19 protein-coding genes, 4 tRNA genes and 1 riboswitch are annotated in these 22,799 nt (G+C 47.6%); of the genes, 2 read left to right on the plus strand and 21 right to left on the minus strand.

Features of this window, described 5'->3' with window-relative positions:
• Positions 1 to 135 precede the first annotated feature (135 nt).
• The 3 genes from GC098_RS32300 to yyaC all read right to left on the minus strand — a co-directional run bounded on the left by GC098_RS32300 (position 136) and on the right by yyaC (position 3,173).
• The gene (locus GC098_RS32300; RefSeq protein ID WP_171647946.1) at positions 136 to 435 is read right to left on the minus strand and encodes an iron-sulfur cluster assembly accessory protein; all 300 of its coding nucleotides are present in this window, start codon (positions 433 to 435) and stop codon (positions 136 to 138) included.
• 371 nt (positions 436 to 806) lie between these two features.
• Positions 807 to 2,591 carry an ABC transporter ATP-binding protein gene (locus GC098_RS32305; protein WP_171647948.1) on the minus strand — a complete coding sequence of 595 codons (1,785 nt, stop codon included), beginning with the start codon at positions 2,589 to 2,591 and terminating at the stop codon, positions 807 to 809.
• 48 nt (positions 2,592 to 2,639) lie between these two features.
• Entirely contained in the window at positions 2,640 to 3,173 is a 534-nt protein-coding gene (yyaC, locus tag GC098_RS32310; protein ID WP_171647949.1) for a spore protease YyaC, read from the minus strand.
• A gap of 135 nt (positions 3,174 to 3,308) precedes the next feature.
• Here yyaC and GC098_RS32315 point away from each other — a divergent pair, with 135 nt between their 5' ends.
• The gene (locus tag GC098_RS32315; protein WP_171647950.1) at positions 3,309 to 4,478 is read left to right on the plus strand and encodes a glycosyltransferase family 2 protein; all 1,170 of its coding nucleotides are present in this window, start codon (positions 3,309 to 3,311) and stop codon (positions 4,476 to 4,478) included.
• A 23-nt stretch (positions 4,479 to 4,501) separates the two neighbouring features.
• Positions 4,502 to 5,956, plus strand: a complete 1,455-nt coding sequence (locus tag GC098_RS32320) for a phosphodiester glycosidase family protein (RefSeq protein ID WP_216625501.1) — start codon at positions 4,502 to 4,504, stop codon at positions 5,954 to 5,956.
• On the opposite strand, the gene GC098_RS32325 is transcribed toward GC098_RS32320, so the two are convergent.
• The 18 genes from GC098_RS32325 to GC098_RS32410 form a co-directional block, all read right to left on the minus strand.
• On the minus strand, positions 5,953 to 6,612 hold the full coding sequence (locus GC098_RS32325; protein ID WP_171647954.1) for a hypothetical protein: 660 nt from the start codon (positions 6,610 to 6,612) through the stop codon (positions 5,953 to 5,955). The two genes, GC098_RS32320 and GC098_RS32325, sit on opposite strands and share 4 nt — an antisense overlap.
• Before the next feature lie 182 nt (positions 6,613 to 6,794).
• Complete coding sequence (locus GC098_RS32330) at positions 6,795 to 7,685, minus strand: C40 family peptidase (RefSeq protein WP_246359100.1); 891 nt, start codon at positions 7,683 to 7,685, stop codon at positions 6,795 to 6,797.
• Between the two features lie 2 nt (positions 7,686 to 7,687).
• Positions 7,688 to 7,846: riboswitch (cyclic di-AMP (ydaO/yuaA leader) on the minus strand.
• Positions 7,847 to 7,924: 78 nt separating this feature from the next.
• Positions 7,925 to 8,605: an MgtC/SapB family protein gene (locus GC098_RS32335; protein WP_171647956.1), complete on the minus strand. Its 681-nt coding sequence runs from the start codon at positions 8,603 to 8,605 to the stop codon at positions 7,925 to 7,927.
• Positions 8,606 to 8,678: 73 nt separating this feature from the next.
• Positions 8,679 to 9,422, minus strand: a complete 744-nt coding sequence (locus tag GC098_RS32340) for a glycerophosphodiester phosphodiesterase (RefSeq protein WP_171647958.1) — start codon at positions 9,420 to 9,422, stop codon at positions 8,679 to 8,681.
• 44 nt (positions 9,423 to 9,466) lie between these two features.
• Positions 9,467 to 10,837: an ABC transporter substrate-binding protein gene (locus GC098_RS32345; protein WP_171647960.1), complete on the minus strand. Its 1,371-nt coding sequence runs from the start codon at positions 10,835 to 10,837 to the stop codon at positions 9,467 to 9,469.
• 77 nt (positions 10,838 to 10,914) lie between these two features.
• On the minus strand, positions 10,915 to 11,739 hold the full coding sequence (locus tag GC098_RS32350; protein ID WP_029197894.1) for a carbohydrate ABC transporter permease: 825 nt from the start codon (positions 11,737 to 11,739) through the stop codon (positions 10,915 to 10,917).
• Positions 11,736 to 12,632, minus strand: coding sequence for a carbohydrate ABC transporter permease (locus GC098_RS32355; RefSeq protein WP_376774044.1), 897 nt, complete (start codon positions 12,630 to 12,632; stop codon positions 11,736 to 11,738). Before GC098_RS32355 ends, GC098_RS32350 begins: the two co-directional genes overlap by 4 nt.
• Positions 12,633 to 12,979: 347 nt before the next feature.
• A complete protein-coding gene (locus GC098_RS32360) occupies positions 12,980 to 13,825 on the minus strand; it encodes a sugar phosphate isomerase/epimerase family protein (RefSeq protein ID WP_171647964.1) in 846 nt (281 codons plus the stop codon).
• Between the two features lie 453 nt (positions 13,826 to 14,278).
• Positions 14,279 to 14,349 (minus strand) — tRNA-Gly (locus tag GC098_RS32365).
• Between the two features lie 21 nt (positions 14,350 to 14,370).
• Positions 14,371 to 14,444, minus strand: a tRNA-Pro gene (locus GC098_RS32370).
• A gap of 16 nt (positions 14,445 to 14,460) precedes the next feature.
• A tRNA-Arg gene (locus tag GC098_RS32375) sits at positions 14,461 to 14,537 on the minus strand.
• A gap of 8 nt (positions 14,538 to 14,545) precedes the next feature.
• Positions 14,546 to 14,620: transfer RNA gene (locus GC098_RS32380), tRNA-Gly, on the minus strand.
• Positions 14,621 to 14,722: 102 nt separating this feature from the next.
• Positions 14,723 to 15,421: an AIM24 family protein gene (locus tag GC098_RS32385; RefSeq protein ID WP_171647966.1), complete on the minus strand. Its 699-nt coding sequence runs from the start codon at positions 15,419 to 15,421 to the stop codon at positions 14,723 to 14,725.
• 28 nt (positions 15,422 to 15,449) lie between these two features.
• On the minus strand, positions 15,450 to 15,905 hold the full coding sequence (locus tag GC098_RS32390) for a hypothetical protein (RefSeq protein ID WP_171647968.1): 456 nt from the start codon (positions 15,903 to 15,905) through the stop codon (positions 15,450 to 15,452).
• A 54-nt stretch (positions 15,906 to 15,959) separates the two neighbouring features.
• On the minus strand, positions 15,960 to 16,580 hold the full coding sequence (locus GC098_RS32395; protein WP_171647970.1) for a GyrI-like domain-containing protein: 621 nt from the start codon (positions 16,578 to 16,580) through the stop codon (positions 15,960 to 15,962).
• Between the two features lie 136 nt (positions 16,581 to 16,716).
• Complete coding sequence (locus tag GC098_RS32400) at positions 16,717 to 17,226, minus strand: ferritin (protein WP_057307929.1); 510 nt, start codon at positions 17,224 to 17,226, stop codon at positions 16,717 to 16,719.
• Between the two features lie 114 nt (positions 17,227 to 17,340).
• Positions 17,341 to 17,592, minus strand: coding sequence for a DUF1450 domain-containing protein (locus GC098_RS32405; RefSeq protein WP_057307931.1), 252 nt, complete (start codon positions 17,590 to 17,592; stop codon positions 17,341 to 17,343).
• Positions 17,593 to 17,852: 260 nt separating this feature from the next.
• Positions 17,853 to 22,754 carry a CBM96 family carbohydrate-binding protein gene (locus tag GC098_RS32410; protein ID WP_171647972.1) on the minus strand — a complete coding sequence of 1,634 codons (4,902 nt, stop codon included), beginning with the start codon at positions 22,752 to 22,754 and terminating at the stop codon, positions 17,853 to 17,855.
• Positions 22,755 to 22,799: the final 45 nt, after the last annotated feature.

Consider the following 22,799-nt stretch of genomic DNA (forward strand, 5'->3'; position numbering starts at 1 on the left):
CCCATGATCATTTCAACTTTTCTTCAGTTTAACAGAAGCAGCCGGCTTGCTGCCCTATGAATATAAAAATAACCCACGTTTAAAAAACATGGGGGTTCTCAACAATCTGAGATTTTTACTTAAGCTAGCATGCACTTATTTTTCAAGAAATCCTGTTGAAGGGTTCGTTATGAAAAAACCATCTTCAGGTACATGAAAATATTGAATCCAAACCCCATCTAAAAGGTTTTCTCTTTTATCTAGTAAAATCTTAATGTCTTTGTCTGTTTCTACGATTTCATCATGTTCAGTAGGTGTATCAAGCTTCACATCATAATGCGCGTGCTCTCCATGATTCAGCGTAATAAATACACGAATCATCTTCCCTTCAGCTTCTTCACTACTCAACATATTTTTTAAGACTTTAGCTGCATTTCGATTAATTTTACATTTCATGTTTTACGTCCCCTATTCATTTTTATACTGTAATACTATTAGTTACAGAAGGGTTTGTCAAGATATTCGAACTATAGGTTCCTTTCTCCTGTTCATCAAATGAGACTCCTTTTACTTCGATAAGCAGTGACACCTTTGTTAATCTTATTCCCCTGACGTCGAGCCGTTATTCTTTGAGTTGTTTCTTCCCATGTAACAGAATATCAATAGGCACCCTTCAAGACTCTAAAATAATGCCAGAGGAACGACGATCCGCTAAATTGGATTTTGGAAAATGGATGCCTATCTATGAAGAAGAGGCTACCCCTCTAGAATATTTATCTATTCTTGGAACAGCCCCTTACCATGAATTTTCAAACCGTCGCGTACAGCTACTCGTCAGCAGCGTGAGCGAACTGCGTGCTGTACAGCCGCGCGTACAGCCCATCCAGTGCAAGAAGCTCGCTGTGCGTGCCCCGCTCCACGACGCTGCCCGCTTCGATCACCAGAATGTGATCGGCGGCCAGCACCGTGGAGAGCCGGTGCGCGATCACCAGCGTCGTGCGCCCTTGCATCAGCTCCTCGAGCGCCGCCTGCACATAGGACTCGGACTCCGAGTCCAAGTGCGACGTCGCCTCATCGAGGATGAGGATGCGCGGGCGCTTCAGGATCGCGCGGGCAATCGCGATCCGCTGGCGCTCGCCGCCGGAGAGCCGGTGGCCGCGCTCTCCCACCATCGTGTCGTACCCTTCGGGAAGCGACACGATAAAGTCGTGGATGTAGGCCTGCCGACACGCGGCCTCCATCTCCTCACGCGTAGCGTCCTCCCGCGCGAAGCGCAGGTTGTCGCCAATCGTCGCGTGGAACAGAAACGACTCCTGCGTCACGTACGCGATTTGCGCGCGCAGCGAAGCCAGCTGAACGTCGCGGACGTTCACGCCATCGACCTCGACGACACCCGACGTCGAGTCGTACAGCCGCGCGATCATGCCGATCAGCGTCGATTTCCCCGCGCCGCTCGGCCCGACAAGCGCAACCATCTCACCCGGCTGCGCCTCGAACGTGACGTCGCGCAGCGCGTACTGCCCTGGCTTATAAGCGAAGGAAACCTGCTTATAAGCCACACGCCCCGCGACCTGCGTAAGCGGCGCAGCCCCAACTGAGTCCATGACATCCGGCACCATGTCCTGGTATTCGAAGATGCGCTGGAACACGCCAAGCGCCGTCGCCACCTCGACATGTAGGTTCAGCAGCATACCTACAGGCATGTACAACCGGCCAAGATACGCCGCGAAGGCGACGATCGAGCCCAGCGTCATGCTGCCGGATATGACGGAGTAGCCGCCGTACATATAAATAATCGCTGTGCCTAACGGCCCCAGCGTGTTCGTCGCCATCCCGAACCAGCGGCCAATCAGATTCAGCCGCAGCTCCAAATCCATCACTTTCTGGTTCATAGCCGTAAACTCGATTTCCTGCTGCTTCTCCCTGCCGAAAATACGCGTCAACAAAGCACCGGAAATCCCGAAGTTTTCGCTAAGCTGAGAAGTAATATCCGAACGAACCTTTTGTGTTTCCGTACGCAGCTCCTTTCGAAGCTTCGATACTTTTTTCACAGGCAGCACAAACAACGGAAGAATAAGTACAGAGATAATAGCCAGCTTCCAATCAAGGGCAAACAAAATACCAATGGTCGAAACAACAATGACAATCTGGGTGATCGAGGACACAACCAGCGAGGTCACAACACTTTGCACAGCCTGAACGTCCCCCGTGATCCGCTGAACAATTTCTCCCGACCGAGCATCCGTAAAGAATGCCATCGATTGCCGCTGCAAATTATGAAACAAGGACTGTCCTAAATCTCGAATAACCCCCTGGGTTACTTTAGTATTGAGATGATTTTGCCATACCCCAAGTACACCGCTTAGAACTGGAAGTACAATCATGAGCAGCGCCATCCCTGCCAGAAGCTTCATATTGCCCTGCGGGATCGCTTTATCAATTATTTCTTTCATAACAAGAGGTGGGATTAAACCAATCAAGGCTGCAAACAGCGCCAATCCTATAATCGCCAGCAGTTGTCCCCAATACCCCTTGAACAACCGCAAAATCCTTTTTACCGAAACATCCTTTAACTTCGCTTTAGGCCGATTCCTATCGGAAAGCCCTCCCATACCACCTGGTCTCACTAATCATCTCTCCGTTCTACTCTAAGCTGCCTTCTAAATGGGAAAAGCATGCTCGATTGCCTTCGTCACTTCATCTGCCATCTTCAACACGCTGTACAGCGATGTCGTTTGTAGAACACTATACTGTCTAGGCCCGTCTGCATTGACGATAGCAGCGATCGTATAATCTCCAACTTGAGGCAGCACCTTCCCTACTGATTTCCCCGGAGCCAAAGGCTGATTAGACACCTGATACATGCCCACAGAAAGCTTTTGACCCAAACAAGCATCAATCGCTATCACAACACAGCCATGTGGAATTTCCTGCAAACGCGCTGCTAAGTTACTAGCATCACAAGGTGCTTCAAGTGTTCCTATCACATGCGGATAACCCAGTTCCACAAGTCTACTCCCTACAAGCGGGCCCAGTGAATCACCTGTAGATCGATCTGTTCCTATACATACAAAAGCCAACGAATCCGGCTTCATCACCGACTTTTCCCCAATCGCCTTGAGAAAGATGGCCAACTGTTCGCCATTCATCTTTTTCCAATACTGCTCCCGCGGTTTAGCCCCTTCTTCCCCCATCAGATCCTCCCTTAACACGCATTCAGCAAAATTTCCCCTCACTCCTGATGAATGATATAATGCGGTCAACTCTTATTCTTTCAAGATTATGCTTACGATGCAAGCTTTGCTAGCAAAACTTTAAGGAGGCACATCATGTCCACCCTAGGAATTATCGCGCTCCTGACCCTCCTCTACTGGCTTTATATCACATTCGATGTGCATAAAGGCATACATCTACTGCATACTCTGCCCAAATCAACGAAGCTCCCGGACAAGCCTCCACTCGTTTCGGTCATTATCGCCGCCAAAGAAGAGGAGAGTACCATCCTAGAAACCGTCCGACATCTTCTCTCGCAAAATTATCCACGTCTCGAAATCATTGCCGTCAATGACCGCTCTCAGGACGCTACCGGCGTCCGGCTTGAAGAGCTGCGAAAGTGGTCAAAGCACAAAACGGATATTCAAACACCGCTGCAAATCATTCACATCACCTCTCTGCCAGAAGGCTGGCTTGGCAAAAACCATGCCCTCTACCAAGGGTATCAGCAAGCGAGAGGCCAATATTTACTTTTTACAGATGCGGATATTATCTTTGCACCAGCAACGATTTCAGATGCGGTTACTTATATGAAGGAACATGACGTACAGCACCTCACGCTGACCCCTAACATGGTTGCGCGAAGCACACTGCTCAGAGGATTCGTTCATTTCTTCCTCTTCTCATTTTCCTTATTCGTTCGCCCGTGGCGTGCTAACCTTGACAGCGCCCGTGAACCGGGCATCGGAATCGGAGCCTTCAACATGGTCAGCCGCAGCGCATATGAAGCGATTGGCACGCACAAATCAATTGCCCTAAGACCTGATGATGACCTTCAATTAGGCATCTCCCTCAAACGAGCTGGATTTAGGCAGAAGGTTCTGTCCGGCAAACACATCCTTCAAGTTGAATGGTACCGCTCTCTCAAGGAAGCGATCATCGGCCTGGAGAAAAACCTTTTCTCCGGCTTTCGCTACAGCTACACCATTGCTTTACTTGCTTGTCTGGGTCAGCTTATCTTTTTTATATTCCCATGGCTCGGTCTTATCTTCCTTTGGGACTGGAGAGGAGCCGCCTATGCTGTCGCAGTCATTTTACAAATATGGCTATACCGCAAGCTAATGTTTCGCCTTATGAGCAAACGCGGGGATGAAGCTTTCCTGCTCCCTATCAGCGCTTCCCTGCTCCTCTATACGATCGTCCGCTCCGTTTGGCTAACTTGGAAACAAGGTGGCATCAATTGGAGAGGAACGTTCTACTCCCTGCGCGAATTAAAAAAGAAGTAAATTCAGAAAGGATGACAGCTGCCATGCCACTTGCGCGTTTCCGCACTCGTACTTACACCGCGATGCTCAGCTGTCTGCTCTCAGCAGCCGTTATCTTCCCAGCATCTACTTCAGCACAAGGTACCGTTCAAACGCAAAGCCGAACGATTGCTCATAATGGCAAGTCGTTTACTGTGCAATGGGTCACAGTGGATCTCACCGATCCCTACTTGCGCGTTAAGCCTGTAACGGCTGAGAACGGCATCGGTCATGATGAGTCCTTCTCCTCCATGTTAACGAGGAACCATGCAATTGCAGGGATCAATGGGACTTTTTTTGACGCCTATGAAAAGGATGATACCCAGCGCTATCCGAATGGTTTGCTCATCGGCTCCGGCGAAATCATGCACTCAGGCAATAATCCTGCCTTTCTCGTTCACGCTGACAAAACCGCTAGTTTACAACGGATCCAAACGGAACACCAAATAAGCGTTACTCATCAGAGCAAAGCCTACACATTCACTTCTTGGGGTGTGAACAAATATTACGGTGATTCCGCCAATGATCAAGTCGTCTGGTACACGCGCGCTTTTGGGCCGACGATCGACTTTCCTAACTCAACCAAAGTTGTTCTCCGCGAGGGCAAAGTTACAGCCGTTACGACGCAGAGTGTCGATATTCCCGAAGATGGGCAAGTGTTTCTACTCGGAGATAGTGCCAACAATAAGACCTACGTGCTGCCTAATATCCATATTGGCGATACGGTGAAGCTGATTTCATCTCTCCATAATCAAGATACCGGAGCAAGCACCATGCTTACAGCGGTTGATGCTGCTATTGGAGCAGGACCGCATCTGCTTACGAATGGCGCTGTTGATTTGGATGTCAATCGGGATGGCTTTACCGATCCCAAAATCACAACGAGTGCGAACGTACGCAGCTTCATTGGGTTAGACGCTTCCCATCAGTTCGTCATGGGGACAATCTCCGCAGCTACAATGGAGGATATGGCGCAAGTTCTTCTAAAGCTAGGTTTAACGGATGCGATGAATATGGACGGTGGTGCAAGTTCATCTCTGTATGCGAACGGCTCCATGCTGCGAAGTCCGGGTCGGGCGCTGAGCAATGCACTTGTCGTGGAACGTCTAGATCATCCACAAATCCAATTAGAGGTAAATGGACAATTCGTGCATGAGTTCCGAGGGTATTTATTGCAAGAAACAAGTATGGTACCCTTTCGGGGCATTCTAGAAAGAATCGGTGCCAAATTCGAATGGAACGGGACAACCCGTACATTAACTGTTCATCATGGTTCTACTAATCTTGCGCTTCGGCCGGATCATTCCGTGATGACTGTGAATGGGCAATCTGTCATACTCCCTGAAGCACCTACCATACTAGATGGTCATATTTATATGCCCTTAAGAGCCATTATTGAATCCTTAGGCGGACAGATCCAGTGGGATCCACAGCTTTACCGGGTTTCACTTCACTTTTAGTGCACGCGATTCATTCGTACGATTCGGTAATACAGTTGGCTGCTCACCTCTTGCTCCACTTCCAAATAACCTTCCACATGCACATAATCACCCAATATAAAGGTGGATGCATCGGCAGACCCGGAGTGTGTCAGAAAGAGGAGAGCGGCTTTTTCGTTTCCAACCACGAACCCTGTTTGCTCATTCACTTGAAACTTATCTAGAACTTTCCCATGGTGAGACCTTGCAATATGATGAAAGCGCCAAGACTGATCCTCTTTTTTTAGAAAATAAAGTACGCGATTTCTCTGATTATTACTGAATTCCCTTGTTACACCAATCATGCAAACCTTCTCGCCAATACTAAGATACTCATCAACAACAAAGGATTTCAATCGCAAGCGATGCACATTTTTCTGCTGAATATAGGCTTCCATCTCTTCAATTGTCCTTTGATCCTTCGGATCCTGTTTCGTTGCGTAAAAGACTTCTTTTATAAACGTATCCGTCTGTAGGCTTCTTGCCCCTTTGAAATGATTATACGTAAGAAAAAATCGATCAATGACTCCCCGAATCTCTTCTGGTATGGCAGGACCTTTTTCCACGATATACATGCTATTTGCTTTATTCGAATGTCTTTTTTTATAAAACCAACTTTTCCAGACACTTAATTGCATGCCGTTCGTGTCACCTGCTTTCTTCCAAACATTTCTTCATTATAGGCTAAAAACCATAAAATTTCGATAAAAATCGCAATATTTCGCGCAAAAAAAGAACATCTGCCTTCTATGCTTTCATTCGAAAGATTCATAGGAAACAAATGTTCGATAATTTAATCCTTTTTCATCACACGGCTTATTTACAGAACTCTTTTGGCTCCCACATATCTAGATCCCCAGTATGAACTGGCGAGACTATCTATCCTAACACCTCTAGACGTTGTCGCCGAAATGAATTGATCATTTCCCAGATAAATACCAACGTGATTTACACTGCCTGCTGCAAAAAACACAAGATCTCCAGCCTTCAAGTCCATAACCCTGGTTCCTGCTTCATCGTACATTTGGACCGAAGTTCTGGGTAGATCAATGCCTTTAGCTTCGTACAAATAGCGCACAAATCCGGAACAATCAAACCCTCCGGGTGTTGTGCCTCCCCAGACGTATGGCGTCCCCATGAATGTATTTGCTGTTTGTACGATTTGATCAGACACGGATGGTTTAGCTACCGCTGCTACTTTTGGAGCTGGTGCTGGTGGCGGTGCAATCCAAGCTGGCTTGTGCGACTTGCCATCGACATTCACAATCGCGATACGATTCGCTTCATTCCACTCAATCGGAGAACCGAATGTTTCAGTGATGAATCGCAAGGGTACATACGTATTACCTTGATAAAGCGTCGGACTGCTTTCCAGACTAATCTTCTTGCTGTTCACAACCGCTTGCTTCTCGTCGGTTGTCAGTTGAATCGTCTGCTGCTTGTTGATCAACGTGACCACGATGTCGCTTTCTTGCTTCGCCCAGCCTACTTGATAACCCAATTTCTCAGATAGTACTCGCAGTGGAACTTGCAGCGTTCCTGCGTTGTCAATAAATGGCTGTACTTCTGGGAACTGAATCAACTCATCGTTGACCTGGACTTTCACAGTGGATGTAGATGATGCGGCTTGAACCGAGGGAGCGGAAAACAGAGATACTGCTGCACAAACAAGTGCGCATGAACAAATAAAGCTTTTTGTAAAAAGTTTCAAAAATTGTTCCTCCTTGAAGCCTCCGAGGTTAGTTGACGGGTTCGGGAAGAGGTTTCCCTAGCGCGCTCAGTTTATTAAACAGCTGAGCATTCATTCACCCCAAATAAAGAAGTCCCCCGTACCAGAGCTTTTGCTGCTCCGAGATTCGGCATTTTTTGTCTATGTTAGACTAGCATAGTTGGTCTATTAGTTTCAACTTTTGTATAGTGGTAATAGTTTCCACTGGATAGCCTCTCGTATTAATTGCTTATCGTTTCAACTTCGGCTGCGAGCACATATTTGATCTTCTTGATTTTGCTGTAGACAGTTGTCGTACGATGTTTGTCTGCTGTGGAAATGACCAATTGAATTTGTTGGTTCTCGTTCAGGTCCTTAATTTTGATATGCTTCACCTTCATGTATTCTGCGCTGATTTGATCGATAAGTGTGGACATGTCCCCTTCAGGACTGAATATAATATTGATCGCCAAGTCCTTCTCCCTCAGCTTTTGTGGGCCAAGCAGCTTGATAAAAATCGGAAACAGATTGATAGCGAAAATAATAAGAATAACAGCCAAAGTCGCTTCTTGATAAAATCCTGCTCCCGTTGCGATGCCAAGAGCGGAAGCCGCCCATACCAATGCCGCGGTCGTAAGTCCAGAAATAATCTCATTACTTCGTCTTAAAATAACGCCAGCCCCGATAAAGCCTACTCCGCTAATAATTTGAGCCGCTAGCCTCATAGGATCCATATTCGTAAATCCAGGGATGGAGTACTTTTGAACGGCTCCTATCGATACAATAGTGATTAAGCAGCTAGCCACCGAAATCACCATACTCGTTTTCATACCCAATGGTTTATGCTTGAGTTGACGGTCAATCCCAATCAACAGACCTAATAACAGCGCCATCCCTAGTTTCTCCAAAACAAGAAGACTCATTTCATGTCCCCATTCCTAAAGATAAAATGAAAGGTAAAGCCCCGGAAACCGGGGCTTTTCGCATAGAAATTTTTCACTTGGAATCCTGCGTTTGCAACAAATCTTTTAATCTTTCAGGGAAGTCCGTAATGATACCCGAAACCCCAAGCCCAGTTAGATGCAGCAGATCATTTACTTCATTTGCCGTATAAGGGTAGACATAAAGCCCGCTCTTTGTCGCCTTCAGCACATCCTCGGCATCCAACATTTGAAAGTAAGGATGAAGCGAGTACACCTCCACATCAAAACTGCGCGCGTATGCGGTAGGATCAATCAATTTGGATTGATACAAAAGACCGATCTTGGCTTCCGATTCCATTTGCTTGATCCTTCTGACACACTTATGGTCGAAAGACGAAACGATGACATTATTCAAACGGTTACGTCTGCGCAGAAATTCAACTATCTTATGTTCCATTCTGCCATCATAGGAGTATTTGATTTCCACGTTAATCATGATGGAATCGGGTACTAGATCAAAGACTTCGTCCAAAGTTGGTACGGTCTCCCCTTTGAACTCATCGCCAAACCAAAGACCAGCATCATAGGTTTTGATTTCCGATATGCTTTTCTCCGCTATCAGGCCTTTTCCGTTTGTAGTCCGGTTTAACGTCATATCATGGCATACGACGATTTCCTCGTCAGCGGTCAAATGAACGTCAAGCTCAATCCCTTCACATCCCTGGCTTAACCCAAGCCGGAAGGCAGCAAGCGTATTTTCTGGTGCCATTCCTTTGGCCCCACGATGTGCAATAATCATTGGTTTATTACTAAGCATTCCTGTTTCCTTTCCGGCTAGTGAACTCAAGCCTTTTCATATCATTATTTGACTGTTTTATTGTAAGTTTGAATCTTCGAAGTGATCTCTTTTTCCGCTGCATCCAATGCTTCCTTCGGAGTCTTCTTGTTGTTGAGCACTTCTTCGATCGCCCCTTCAACAATTTGTCTTGCTTCAGGGAATACACCCATTACCGCGCCCTGCGTTGCTGTGTTCAACTTCGTTTGGTGCAGTTGATCAATCGCTGTCTGGAACTGAGGGAATTTTTTCAGGTTTTCCTTTACAATGTCTTCGTCATACGCTTTTTTGGTAATCGGGAAGTACCCCGTATTGACGTGCCAGTAAGCCTGCTCCTTAGGTGTTGTCAAAAATTTGATGAAATCCCAAGTGGATTTCTGCTCATCATCTGGGCGGTTATTCATGACCCATAAGCTGGCTCCGCCGACAATAACACCGCCTTCTTTCGCATCTGCCGGTTTCGGCAAGAAGCTGGTCCCCACTTCGAATTTGCCGCTGGCGCTATCAACAAGCCCCTTAAGTGCCGCTGTGGATTCCAGAATCATACCGACCTGACCTGCGGAAAATGCTTTTTTGGAATCGTCTGTTTTGCGTCCCAGATTGTTAGCCGCTTTGGTGTCGATAAGATCCTTCCACCAAGTCAGTACCTTCACACCTGGTTCCGTGTTCACCTGCGATTGGGTTGCATTAGAGGTGCGACCGTTTCCGTTGTTTACGTATTCAGCGCCTTGATTGGCAAAGAGCTGCTCCATGAACCAGCCATAAATCGCAAAGTTTGCCCCGGTAGCTTTACCTGATTTGGTAATGGCATCTGCAGCAACTTTCAATTCCTCAAATGTTTTTGGAGGTTTCGCAGGATCAAGACCGGCTGCTTTAAACAAATCTTTATTATAATAAAGGACCGGATTCGACGTGTTGAACGGCATCGAGTAAAGTTTGCCACCTAACGTATAGTAACCGGCGATGTTCGGCTCCAGCTGTGACAAATCCCACTTATCCGCATCAATGAAGTTTTGCATCGGTGTAATGGCTTTGGAATCAATCATGAAGCGGCTGCCGATCTCATACATCTGGACGACCGAAGGGCCTTCGCTTGTACCCATGGACGCCTTCAATTTGCTAAGCAGGTCGTCGTAATTTCCTTGATACACCGCTTCTACCTTGATTTTATTCTGAGAAGCGTTATAATCGGCGACCAATTGATCAACAACTTTCGTATTGGATCCACCCATCGCATGCCAGAAAACGACTTTCTTAGGTCCGCTTGCCTCAACTGCTCCAGATTTCGTTGCTTCTGGTTTCTTGCTTTCTGTACTTTCCCCCATATTTACGCTGCATGCCGATAGGAAGACCATCGTTGCCGTTAAAGCTAAAGCCGTTAACCTTTTTTTCCCCATTGTCTCTATCTCTCCTCGCTCAAAGTGGATACATATATATGATAAGCCTGCTAGGTAACAGACGGATCATCGCTTGCTTAACCTTTTACAGCACCTGCGGTAATGCCTCGCACTAATTGTTTCACACCTAAAGCCAATAAAAGGAACGAAGGAAGCAGAACGATCGTAACTCCCGCCAAAATCAAATTCCACGACATGACTTCCGCATGCTGCAGCATAGAAACCCCAATTTGCACCGTTCTCATGGACGCCCTATTTGTAATTAGCAGAGGCCATAAATAGTGGTTCCAGTGCGTAAGGAAGACATAAACCCCCAAAGTAGAAAGCGCAGGACGGGATAGCGGAAGCACGATCGAGAAAAAATTCCGGAGATGCCCGCATCCGTCAATTTTCGCTGCATCAAACAGTTCATTAGGCAGCTGGAGGAAAAACTGGCGAAGTAGGAAAACCCCGAAGGCTCCAGCCATAAAGGGAACGATCAGCCCCTGGTAGCTGTCCATCCATCCCCAATTTTTGATGGTCAAATAATTTGGAATAATGGTAACTTCCCATGGAATCATCATGGTAGAAAGAAAGACGGCGAACAATATTTTCTTTCCTTTGAAATTCAAGAACGAAAAAGCGTACGCGGCCAAACTTGACGTAATAACCTGACTAACCGTAATCCCCGAAGATACAATAAAGCTGTTCAGGATAAAGCGCACGATTGGAAAGCCAGAGATAGCGTTCTTGAAATTCTCAAGATACAACTGAGAAGGAAATAATGGCGGTGGGAAGTTAGAAACTTCCTTCTCTGTCATAAACGATGAGGATACTGTAAATAACAGCGGATACAAAACGACAAGGGCCAGCACAACTAGCAACAAGTAATTCAGGGTGGGTGCGATCCTTTTCGCAATCATTGATAATGCACCTTCTTTTCTAAAACTTTAAACTGCACGACAGTCAAAATCATGATAATAACGAAGAGTACCAAAGCCTGTGCGCTGCCGATTCCGAAACGGAAATTAACAAAAGCGTCCTGGTAGATGGAATACACGATCACATTGGTCGAATTCATCGGACCACCCTTTGTCAAAATATGAATTTGTCCAAAGGCTTGGAAAGCGCCGATCACGGACACGATAAGGGCAAAAAATATCGTGGGTGACAGAAGCGGCAGAACGATTTGGATAAACGTCCGCATCGGGCTTGAACCGTCAATTTTAGCGCTTTCATAAATTTCTTCCGGAACCCCTTGAAGACCACTGGACAGCACAATGAACAGAAACCCCATATTCATCCATACCGTCAACAGAGAGATCGAAACCAGTGCCCACGAAGGACTCGTTAACCAAGGGATCGGATCGATGTGGGCAATGCTTAGAAAGTAATTCAGCATGCCTGCTGTCGGATGGAATAACAAGAACCAGATAATCGACCCCGTACCTACCGATATAACGATAGGCAGAGAAAATATGAACTGGAATATTTTCATGCCCCGCAGTTTGTTATGGGTGATCGCTGCCAAAAATAGGGACCATACGATTGAGGTAGGTACCGTAAACAAGATAAACAGCAACGTCACTTTTAAATTCGAATAAAACTGTCCCGAAGCAAGTAAATCAATGAAATTATCAAACCCGACAAATTCAACGACCCTACCGCGAGGGTCTGTGAGCGTCATACTCAGGTAAACGGATTTGACCATCGGATAAAAAAGGAACGCAGCAAACAAGACTAAGGAAGGTGCTAGAAATAAATAAGCTAATATGTTCTCCTCCCACTTCTTTTTCCTTGCTGAGACACTTGCAATTGCTTCTCTCTTTAAAGCGCTTTCATTTACTGCCAAATTGCATACCCCTCTCTTTCAAAAAGTTACATTTTCACGCTAAGGGCAATCGGTTTCCCTGTATCGCTTTTGGTAACTCGTTATTTTCCGTCTCGCTCATTTCGGAGGAAACGGGTGAAAAGAGCGAAAAAAAAACACATAAATTGCCATGCCCGTTGGCATGCAATCTACGTGAATCTCCTTGTCTCCGTCACAATTATTAACTTGTTCACATCATACACGCTAGTAACGGTTACTGTCAACCAAGATTTTCCACGGTTAATAATTCATATGATTAGAGCAATCTTCGTAGCTTTTAAAAGTGACACTACCTATTCCGTTCGCAATTCGGGACGTATAGATCGTAAATACTTCAGGCTTCTGCCTATTCCTTCTTCGACGTCATTCACTTGTTCATATTCAATCAGATAAACACCTTGAAACGGCACTTCCTTCAGCAGCTCATCATAATTCAGGTCGTCGTCGCCTGGCGCACATGCCACCCAATAATCTTCGATCCGTTTCCAATCTTTGAGGTGACAATAGTTAATTCTGTTTCCCAACAATCTAGCATAATCTGTCAACGGTCTTGATGAATCAACTGCCTTCAGATTGCCGGGATCGAAGTTAAATCCAACTGCAGACGGCAATTCGCTAAGCAATCGTTGCAACGATTTCCACTCCGTAGATGTCGTATGCTCATGTATGAATCCATTGTTTACTTGTGTATTTCGCCCGTGTGTCTCTATGGAGATCACCATGCCTAATTGTGAGCAAAGGTCCTCCATCAGGACAAATGCCTCCAGCATACTTGTCCAACGCTCCTCCGTCATCTCAGAAGCAAGCGCGAATCCTGTGAATAATCGAACATGTGAAGCACCAAGACGGGAAGCAAGATGTATGTCATGAGCTACACGGTCTTTCATCTTTCTTAATTGTTCAGAATCCGCCAAAGTAAAATCGTTCTCCAAAACCACGAATGGGGCTTTGATACCGTAGTCATTAATACAGGTTTGGAGATTGTTTATCTCTTGTTGACTGATATCCCTTTGAATTCGACCAGGAAAGTCCCCACCAATTCCAAGCTCCAAATATCGAAGATCGAATTTTCTTGCAATCCTACAATGATCTTCTATTGTGCGGTAATGCAAACCCCATTCCCCTAAACCTACAATCATTAGAAATCCCCTCCTTATCTACTTAAAATATCGTTAGCTTTTTTTACCTTTGGTCAATTTGTGAAAATGTCCGTCAGCAAAGGTTGCAGTCTGCCTTGCTTTGCTTCAAATGAGTTAAGCAAGATTGGTCGCTATTACCTCTCTGTCAGAACATATTTGAAAAAATTGCCAACAACCAGTGTTGTAATGTTACTACAGTTTGGTAACGTTTTCAATAAACCGATCAAAAAAAAAAGATCACCCTAAGGTGATCTTTTTCTGTGAAGCGGGCGGCGGGAATACTCCAAATACTTATTTAAAATGCTTCCTACGGAAGCGGCTAGTGGTATATTTGGACGCGCGTCCTACTTGGGTATATTCTATGATGTCTTCACGGACGGTCGAACCCATACGGCTTCTCTTCCTTTCCCGTTCAAACGAAAAAGATCACCCTGAGGTGATCTTTTTCTGTGAAGCGGGCGGCGGGAATCGAACCCGCGCGATCAGCTTGGAAGGCTGAAGTTCTACCATTAAACTACGCCCGCGTATTATAAAGGGATTGATGATCGGGACGACACGATTTGAACATGCGACCCCCTGCTCCCAAAGCAGGTGCTCTACCAAGCTGAGCTACGTCCCGATGCGTTTTATGAAAATGGCGCGCCCTGAGAGATTCGAACTCCCGACCTTTTGATTCGTAGTCAAATACTCTATCCAGCTGAGCTAAGGGCGCAAATTAGTTGGAGCGGAAGACGGGGATCGAACCCGCGACCCTCGCCTTGGCAAGGCGATGCTCTACCGCTGAGCCACTTCCGCATCGTATAATTGCCTGTCATTCTCGCTAACGTTTCTCCGAGGCGACAAGGAATAATATATCAGGAATCAAAGACAAATGCAAATGTTTTTTCTTTCCTTTTTTTATTTGATGAAAATACCGCCAAACGGCAGTACTTCTTTGGCAATACGACGCAATAGACTGTCATTTTTCATATGCTCATCTAATTTGCGATCTGGCTTACAAGGCTGCATGAGAACATGGCCTTGCCCCGTCATTTCCCAATGATAATTCATATGCTGACTAGCCAGTGTATTGCCGTACACACACAGACGCAGCTGAGCATTCCGCGGATAGGCAACAAGACAGCTTGTATCGACATACAAGGGCTGCTTAGCATCCAATGCCATTTGGTAAATTGGTCCTGCAGTCAGAAGTCCTAGTTTGCCTGGACCTTTAAACTGCATTTTCACAAGATCCTGCGTAATCAATGTATTCTTAACATTTTGCAGATGAGAAGTGTAGCTCACTCCCTCTGTGTAAAACAAAACATGTCGGAATTCATACAGAAGATCATCGTCCGCTCCTATAGGTATAACAGCCATGCTGTATCCTTCAGGCAGCCCTAGCATGACATTGGCGGGACCATGCAGCCGTGACTGGACAAAACGCTTCTTCCTAAACATACTCGGCAGCTTCATTAAAGAATCTTCTCTCTGCTCAGACTTTCCTTGGAAAGCGACAATTTGGTTCGGATGCAGCACATGAACAGACTCACCCTGTTCGATGCACAATGTAGCTATCTTTGCATGTGAGCTTACTTCCTCGAAAGATACCTTCATACACACCGACCTCCTCGTAAGACTACATCTATCTCATTCCGCGCTTCTGCCTCCGCCAGACAATGAATCGAAACACGCGACCCAGCACAAAATAAAAAACAACCAGCGAAACAGCCGTCACAGCCAAATAGGTTAATTTCCGATTTCGCTTTTCTTTATCTAGGGCTACTTGTTCCATGGCCTTCAAGCGTTCTTGCAATTGTTCATTTTCCTTTTTAAGCGTTTCGTTTTGCCCAAGAAGCCGTTCCTCCGTTTCTTGCGAATGCCGTATGGCTTCGGAAAGCTTGTCCTTCTGATCCTCTAATTGCTGCTTTGTTGCCTCATAGTCCTTCTGAATTTGTTCCACATTCTCTGGCAATTGATAGATGTCTTTCACCCGATCCAACCATGAGGCTTGGACAGCAGAAGCTGGATATATAAACCCGAACAAGATGACAAGTATGCCAAAGACTTTTACAGCCCCCGCCAAATAACGAGTCTGCATCTGCCGTCCCTCCCCATGTGAATATCGACATTTTCTTTTATTTTACCGCAAAAATCACCCCGTCACCACTTCTGCCGATTGAACAGGATATCGTAAAATCGTCTTCATTTTCGAAGGCTCTACCTTCCTCGGGTCTGATAAATAAATCTCATGATGGAGGCCGCGTATCTTCTGTCTATGTTCAGCTAAGAAATGCTCGATTTTCTTCAAAGAGTCCGGTTCTGCTGCATAGGGCCCCACATGAAGCATTTGTACACAAGCTCCCTCATGCAGGGTTTCATACTTGATATCCGAGATAACGGTTAGCTCCTTTTTCTTCGTCATTGCAATAGAACGGGCCTCTTCGACACTCTCTGCCCTCACATAATTTGGCCGGATCAACAGCTTCCAGTGCCATTCTTCCCTTGGTACATCCAGGGCTTTTCTATCCCCATCCACCCACCATAAACCTTCCAGCTTTGCCACAGTAAAGTCTTTCTCCTCTTTCTTATAAATCCCCTTGATGCTGTAGGAAAGCGTGTAAAGTGCTTCAGTGGCATTTGAGAAGGCTATGCCGTCCGGATCCCCTTGCCCTTGAATCATGACATACCAGATAGGCTCAAATTCGATCAATTGCGGTTTCGTGGGTGCTGTGTAATAGCTTTTATACGTTTTAGCTAAATCTAACTTTTCCATATTGCACATCCTTTACATTTTCTCCTAGTATATAAAAGGATTCCTGACAGCAGCATGTCAGTAGATATAAAAAAACTTACCCTTCGCCAAATTTCGCGAAACAGGTAAGTCTCATCCTCATAAAAGTCGTATGTAATTATACCGCTGCTGGTGGCGTGAACGAACGCTGAGCAAATTCAGCATCCAACATGTAGAAGGCGTTACTGTCTTTATCAATGCGTTTCAATTTATTAATAATGCTGTCGAACATGGCTTCTTCCTCTACCTGCTCATCAATGAACCATTTCAAGAACTGCATAGTCGCATGCTCTCTATCATTCAATGCCAAATCTGATAGATGATAAATACGTCTTGTTACTTCCTGCTCATGTTGATAAGCATGTTCAAAAGCATCTAGGATCGATTTGTACTCATTCACAGGCGTATCCATACCAGCAAAGCTAACCTTTTTTCCACGATCATTTATGAATTTGAAAATTTTCATCGCATGGAATTTTTCTTCTTCAGCTTGTACAATAAAAAAGTTTGAAAAGCCATCTAAGCTTTCCGCAGCACAATAACCAGCAATAGCCAAGTAGACGTGCGCGGAGTAAAATTCATAGTTCATCTGCTCATTGAGCGCTTCTGTAAGTGTATCGTTTAACATAGATGCACACACCCTTTCTGTATGGTTATCTCTTGCGTAATCCCCATACATACAAGATTACCAGAACTCCGCATAGAAATACAAACGGAAGAAGCAATTTAAGAAGGGTTAAGTTCAAACCATCACGCTTTCTGCCCTAGATTCAGCAATAATTTGTTTGATCTGAGCATAAAGTAAGTCTGGCGAAGCTGCACACAACAGTTCCTTTTTACCGATCATGGCGATACATTCTTTCTTACAATGCTTGCAATTACCTAAGCAGTCTTTCTTCTTCTGCTTCAGGTCCGGATATTCGTTTTTCAAGGACTTATATATTTGTTTGGATCCGAATTTTTCATTTCTACAGCAGTATTTAATCGTTTTCATGTTCGATCTCTCCCCGCCATCGCATTTATCACTACAATTGATATTAGTGATAATAATAATCAATGTCAACTGAAATTACGGTGAGCTTGTTCAAAACCTTCGCATGAACCTCATTTCAAGCCTACTATATAGATTTCGGAAGCTGAACAGAACCTCAAGCATGCAGAATTAAAACATGAAAAAAGTATCGGTCAAAACGAGCGCCACCATTATTCATAGAAAATGAACAGAGGTGGCGCATTGTTTCATTTCTCAGACTATCACTTGCTTACTTGAACAATAATCTTATCGCTGGATATTGTTCCTGCATAATTAACAAGCTCGCATCGATACTCGTACGTGCCAATCGGTTTATTATGGATCATCGTAGCTGCAGATTGCGCTTGTGGCGTATGATCGGTGAATGTTTGCGTATTGATAAGAACGCCGTTCTCATACAGACGATATGTGGTGCCGTTCGTACCCCACCACATGTTCATGTTGATGTTGAAATTTCCATCCCCATCCCAGTTATCATGGGATAGGACCGTTTTGGCCGGCGCTGCTTGCGTGACGTTCACTGTTAACACATCACTTCTCGTTGTACCGAATGCATTGACGAGTTCCGCATAATAACGGTAGGTGCCGTTCTTTTTGTAGGTAACGGACGTTACAGTCTTTTGGGCACTCGGCGAGTTGTCCGTGAGGATTTGTGTCTCGATTAATAAGTTATCCTCATAGAGCTTATAGATTTTACCGTTATTGCCCCACCACATATTCATTGTAACCTTATAATTTCCATCAAGAATTCCTGTATCGTACCCATTGTCCTCCGAGAGCACTGGCTTTCCAGGTATCCCTGTACTTCTGTATACGATATTCGTTACGGTAGCCGTCGCAGTGCCATGATGGCCCGCGGCATCGATAAATTCGATTGTGAAGCTGCCGTTAAAGTTGAACGTATAGCTGCTCGAACCCCCGTTGTTCGTGATCGTTACAGGTTCGCTCGGCGTAATGATCGCGACCACACTGTCCGAGGTAGGTGCTGCGCTGCTGTAAGCTACCGCAGCGGTCGGCACTGTCCTGTCAACATGGAAAGTAGCTGTCTGCTGAGCTTCCACATTACCCGAAAGATCTGTAGAACGGTAGCTCATGTTATATTGCCCGTCTTGATCGAAGGTTAACGGGGTTGTATACTGCTGCCATGTGCTCCCGCCATCCAGGCTGTATTCGGTTGATGCCACTCCCGATAAGTTATCTGTGGCCGACAAACTGACCGTTACAGGCAGTACATACCAGCCATTTTGTCCATCCGGTTGTGCAGGCGACACCGTAGCTGTAGAGATGGGGGCAATCGTTTCAAAGACCGTCAATGTGAGGGACGCCGTCTTGATCGTGGATCCAATGCTCGCGGTCACCGTGATATTCGCGCTGCCCGGCTTGATCGCCGTCACTTGTCCGAGCGCGTCCACGGTCATTACGGACGTGTTATCGCTGCTATAAGCCACTGTAGCTACGCTCATATCCGCAGAGGAGCCGTCTTCCATCTTCCCGCTAAGCTGCAATTGCGCAGTCTTGCCCGCTTCCACATATGGCACAACATGGGATAAGCTTATAGACTGAACGCCTGACTGCCAAGTCGTGATGCTAACGATGTTGCTCAGCCCCGAGAGATTACCGCGTGCATCAAACGCCCTGAGCGAATAGGCATACGTCATAGACGGAGTAAGAAGCTGATCGGTATACGTATATACATCAGCGGCTACTGTCGTCAACGGCAGCTCATTCCGGTAAATCCAATAGCCCTTGACTGCTGTATTGTCGATGTACGGCTCCCAATGAATCTTGATCGCTTGAGCCGACAGGGCTGCTCCATCGAGCGGCTGGCCCACGGTCGCCAAAGGAGGCTCCGTATCGGGCTCAGGCTGCTTGGTTATGATCAGCAGATAAGGCTCATTCGCCTTTCCCTTGCTCTCGATGACGGCATTGATGCTCGCTACAGGCAGCGTCAGGCCTAGGCTGAGCTGTCCATTGGAGCCATCGGCTTTTACCAGACGTATGGCCTCTGTCAGATCGGTCTCACTCCATCCCCAATCAGCGGCGAGTCCAAGTCCGGCCAACCGGTCCAGCCGGGCGGGCTTCGTATTCCACGTCACCGTCCCTTCCGACCAAGCCGCATTAGTCCGGTACACGTCCGCTGTGACCGCAGAAGGGCTTCCAATGCCGTACATCATCAGCCTAGCATTCGTAATTTCGCCATCCAGACCACTCACGTCAAACTTGATGAAGCTTTCACGGGTAAAGCTCTCGCTGCCGTCCTTCTTAATCTCGAGATTACTCGTCCGGTAATTCGAGTTAGCATAGCTGCCTCCACGCACATAAGCATCATCGGTTGGCAGCAGCTTCGTCACGTTGCCGTCGATCACCTGGATAAAACTTTCTGCGCTACGCGACACGCCGTTCAGCGTTACCGTAACGCGAATGACTGCTGTGCCTTCACCCAGCGCCGTGACCTGTCCAATGGTATTGACCTCCGCCAAGCCGGGCGTAAGGCTCTCATACCGGATCATCGCACTCCCAAGCTGTGCTGCGAAACCCGAGTTCATCACTCCAGCCGTTTGCAGCTGTGCCTGCTGGCCTATGCCTAGAAGCTGCTTGTCGGACGTAAGTGTGACGCTCTCCAGCTCACGCGTTGCGGACGTCTCGATCCGTAAGTATGGCTGATGGTCGCTCGTCTCCCGGCTGTTGAACAGTGTGTACACGCCCAGAGAAGTATCCTGCACAACTGCGAGCGACACGATCCCCGCGGCCGCTTCGTGACCGCCACCGGCGTTCAGCTGCGCCCTCACATAATCCGTAGCATCGAAAACCCGCCACGCATAATCATCCTTGGTGAAGGGCGCCGTCGACAGCTTACCGCCCAACGCAGGCTTATTCGCCCAGACCATGCCGGAGCTGCCGGACTCGATCCAGTCGTCGCTGTCCACACCATACAGGCTGTTCACCGTATCGCTGCCCGAGGCCGAGGCCCTGCCGTATACCAGTAGCTTGGCCGAGCTGACAGATCCTTTGAGGGCGCCCAGATCAAACTTCAAAAACGACTGGCGCGTGGAGAGGTTATTGCCTCCCTGGACGATCAACGATCTATCCGTCCCCGTATTGGTCGATGTCCCTTGTCGGACCGACACATCGGCCACTGGCAGATAATCGCGCACTGTCACCGTCCGGTTGTCATAGTCGATGCCCGTATTGCCCGACAATTCATTGCCGGACAGCACAATCCCCGTGCCCGCCTCGATGAAAATTCCGTTCGTATTGCTCACGATCCGATTGCCTTCAATCCTGATGTCGCGGGGCTCACCTGCGCCGTTGCCCCCGTCGCTCGGATTCCCAATATCGTACAACGTATGAATGGCCCAGAAGCCCGGCCCCGTATTGTTCTCAACCACATTATCCCGAACCTGGGTGCCCGGAGCATTTTTCAATCGGATTCCCGTGGTACCGGACTTCATGAAGTTGGTGATGACATTATGGGCAATCACCGTATCTGGTGACCCCAGATAAACCTGAATCCCATACAGGGCCGAATTTTCGATACGGTTGTGATGGATGTAGTTGCCCGGTCCGGCTGCGTCATGCGTAGCCCCCGGATTGCCGACGCCGAAGCCTGCTTCGCCGCTGCCGATCACAGTGTTACCAACGAATTCATTCATATATTCATCCTCGCCGTGCATGTCGATCGAGTCCAGTTTCGTCTGGTACAGCTCATTGTCCGCAATCAGATTATTATGCGTCCAATTGCTCAGCAGGATGCCATGGCGAAGGGACGGCCCATAGAAGCGACTGTTGCGAACCACGTTGAATAGCGAATCGTTGGCCCGGCCCAATCGGCTTTCCTTTGACAACCCCTCCAACGCCACCCCGTAGCCTGCTCCGCCCTCGGCGGTATCAGTCGCATTGCGTAGCGTGGCATACTGGATAACGACATCGCGGCTGCTGCGGACGAGCACGCCAACGCGCTGGAACTTCTCGATCGTCACATGGTCGAGAATGATGTCGCTCGACGGATTCCCGTTGGCCGCCGTAATCATGACAGCGACCTTCGGACCGCCCCGCTCGGGATTAGCTACCGTCGTGCTCGTCGGATACGTCCCCTGCCAGCTTGCCGTCAGCGTCATGCTCCGAATGGCAATGCCCTGCTGACCCGCGATACGCAAGATGATGCCTTCATTCGTCGCATAGTCACCGATGTTCTTGGCATGGTCGGAGACGAGCAGCACTCCGTCCTCGCTTTCCCCGCGAAGCTGAATGCCTGAGTGCAGCAGCAGGTGCGAAGCGCTGTCGCTCGCCGTGCTGGTTAACTGGTAATGCCCATTGGGAAAGTACACCTCGTCCCCGGGCTGCGCCGCTGCGATCGCAGCCCGGATCGCAACGGCGTCGTCCGTCCCGGTAGCCGACGTAGTCGCGCCGTAATCCACGACATTAAGCGTCCGCCCCGTCACCACAGGAAGCTCGGGCACCGAATGGGACGTCTCGTCCGGCTCATACAGCCCCGGCTTTGTATGCGGCAGCGCTGCAGGATCGGGACCTGTCGGGGGAAGCTCAAGCGGACTCAGCACAAAGCCGTCCGGATGCGGCTTATATACCTGGACCTCGGTAATACTGTTCCAGTCCGTCGATCCGGTGCCGAGCCCCACGATCCGCACATATCGGCCCGTCGTCGGGGTGAAACCGAACGCCTCCAGTTGTAACGAGTTGCCGCTACCGCTGCCCGAGAACACGGTCGTCCAGGTGTCGGCATCGGCGGACACCTGAATATCGAACTTCAGACTACGCTGATCACCACGATAAAAGGCCATGCCGATATAGCCAATCGTCTGTATGGCCCCTAGGTCAAGCTGCAGCCATTGGCCGACGCCACTTGCCGACCAACGGGTCGTCAGATCTTGATCGATCGCGTTGTCAGGGATATTCTCATCACTCATACTGGCGATGGCAGCCACAACCGTAAGCGCTTTCACAATTTCGGTTGCAGAAGCAACCTGAACCTCTCGCGCAGCAGAAGAAATCTCGCCTGCCCTAAGCTCTTGTCCGCTTACTCCCTGCGTCGGTGCCCATGCCAGCGAAGAAAACAGAAGCAGCCCCGCTACTCCCGCGCTCCAAATCCGTTTTATCCTCTTCATCCCATGCCCCTCTTTCTCCTTTTGATAAGCCGATCCGTCCGCCCG

The sequence above is a fragment of the Paenibacillus phytorum genome, from assembly GCF_013141715.1.
Taxonomy (GTDB): Bacteria; Bacillota; Bacilli; order Paenibacillales; family NBRC-103111; genus Paenibacillus_E; species Paenibacillus_E phytorum.

Coding starts and splice junctions, on each gene's coding strand:
- GC098_RS32300 (WP_171647946.1), bottom strand. CDS start 435: ATGAAATGTAAAATTAATCGAAATGCAGCTAAAGTCTTAAAAAATATG.
- GC098_RS32305 (WP_171647948.1), bottom strand. CDS start 2,591: ATGGGAGGGCTTTCCGATAGGAATCGGCCTAAAGCGAAGTTAAAGGAT.
- yyaC (WP_171647949.1), bottom strand. CDS start 3,173: ATGGGGGAAGAAGGGGCTAAACCGCGGGAGCAGTATTGGAAAAAGATG.
- GC098_RS32315 (WP_171647950.1), top strand. CDS start 3,309: ATGTCCACCCTAGGAATTATCGCGCTCCTGACCCTCCTCTACTGGCTT.
- GC098_RS32320 (WP_216625501.1), top strand. CDS start 4,502: ATGCCACTTGCGCGTTTCCGCACTCGTACTTACACCGCGATGCTCAGC.
- GC098_RS32325 (WP_171647954.1), bottom strand. CDS start 6,612: ATGCAATTAAGTGTCTGGAAAAGTTGGTTTTATAAAAAAAGACATTCG.
- GC098_RS32335 (WP_171647956.1), bottom strand. CDS start 8,605: ATGAGTCTTCTTGTTTTGGAGAAACTAGGGATGGCGCTGTTATTAGGT.
- GC098_RS32340 (WP_171647958.1), bottom strand. CDS start 9,422: ATGCTTAGTAATAAACCAATGATTATTGCACATCGTGGGGCCAAAGGA.
- GC098_RS32345 (WP_171647960.1), bottom strand. CDS start 10,837: ATGGGGAAAAAAAGGTTAACGGCTTTAGCTTTAACGGCAACGATGGTC.
- GC098_RS32350 (WP_029197894.1), bottom strand. CDS start 11,739: ATGATTGCGAAAAGGATCGCACCCACCCTGAATTACTTGTTGCTAGTT.
- GC098_RS32360 (WP_171647964.1), bottom strand. CDS start 13,825: ATGATTGTAGGTTTAGGGGAATGGGGTTTGCATTACCGCACAATAGAA.
- GC098_RS32385 (WP_171647966.1), bottom strand. CDS start 15,421: ATGAAGGTATCTTTCGAGGAAGTAAGCTCACATGCAAAGATAGCTACA.
- GC098_RS32390 (WP_171647968.1), bottom strand. CDS start 15,905: ATGCAGACTCGTTATTTGGCGGGGGCTGTAAAAGTCTTTGGCATACTT.
- GC098_RS32395 (WP_171647970.1), bottom strand. CDS start 16,580: ATGGAAAAGTTAGATTTAGCTAAAACGTATAAAAGCTATTACACAGCA.
- GC098_RS32400 (WP_057307929.1), bottom strand. CDS start 17,226: ATGTTAAACGATACACTTACAGAAGCGCTCAATGAGCAGATGAACTAT.
- GC098_RS32405 (WP_057307931.1), bottom strand. CDS start 17,592: ATGAAAACGATTAAATACTGCTGTAGAAATGAAAAATTCGGATCCAAA.
- GC098_RS32410 (WP_171647972.1), bottom strand. CDS start 22,754: ATGAAGAGGATAAAACGGATTTGGAGCGCGGGAGTAGCGGGGCTGCTT.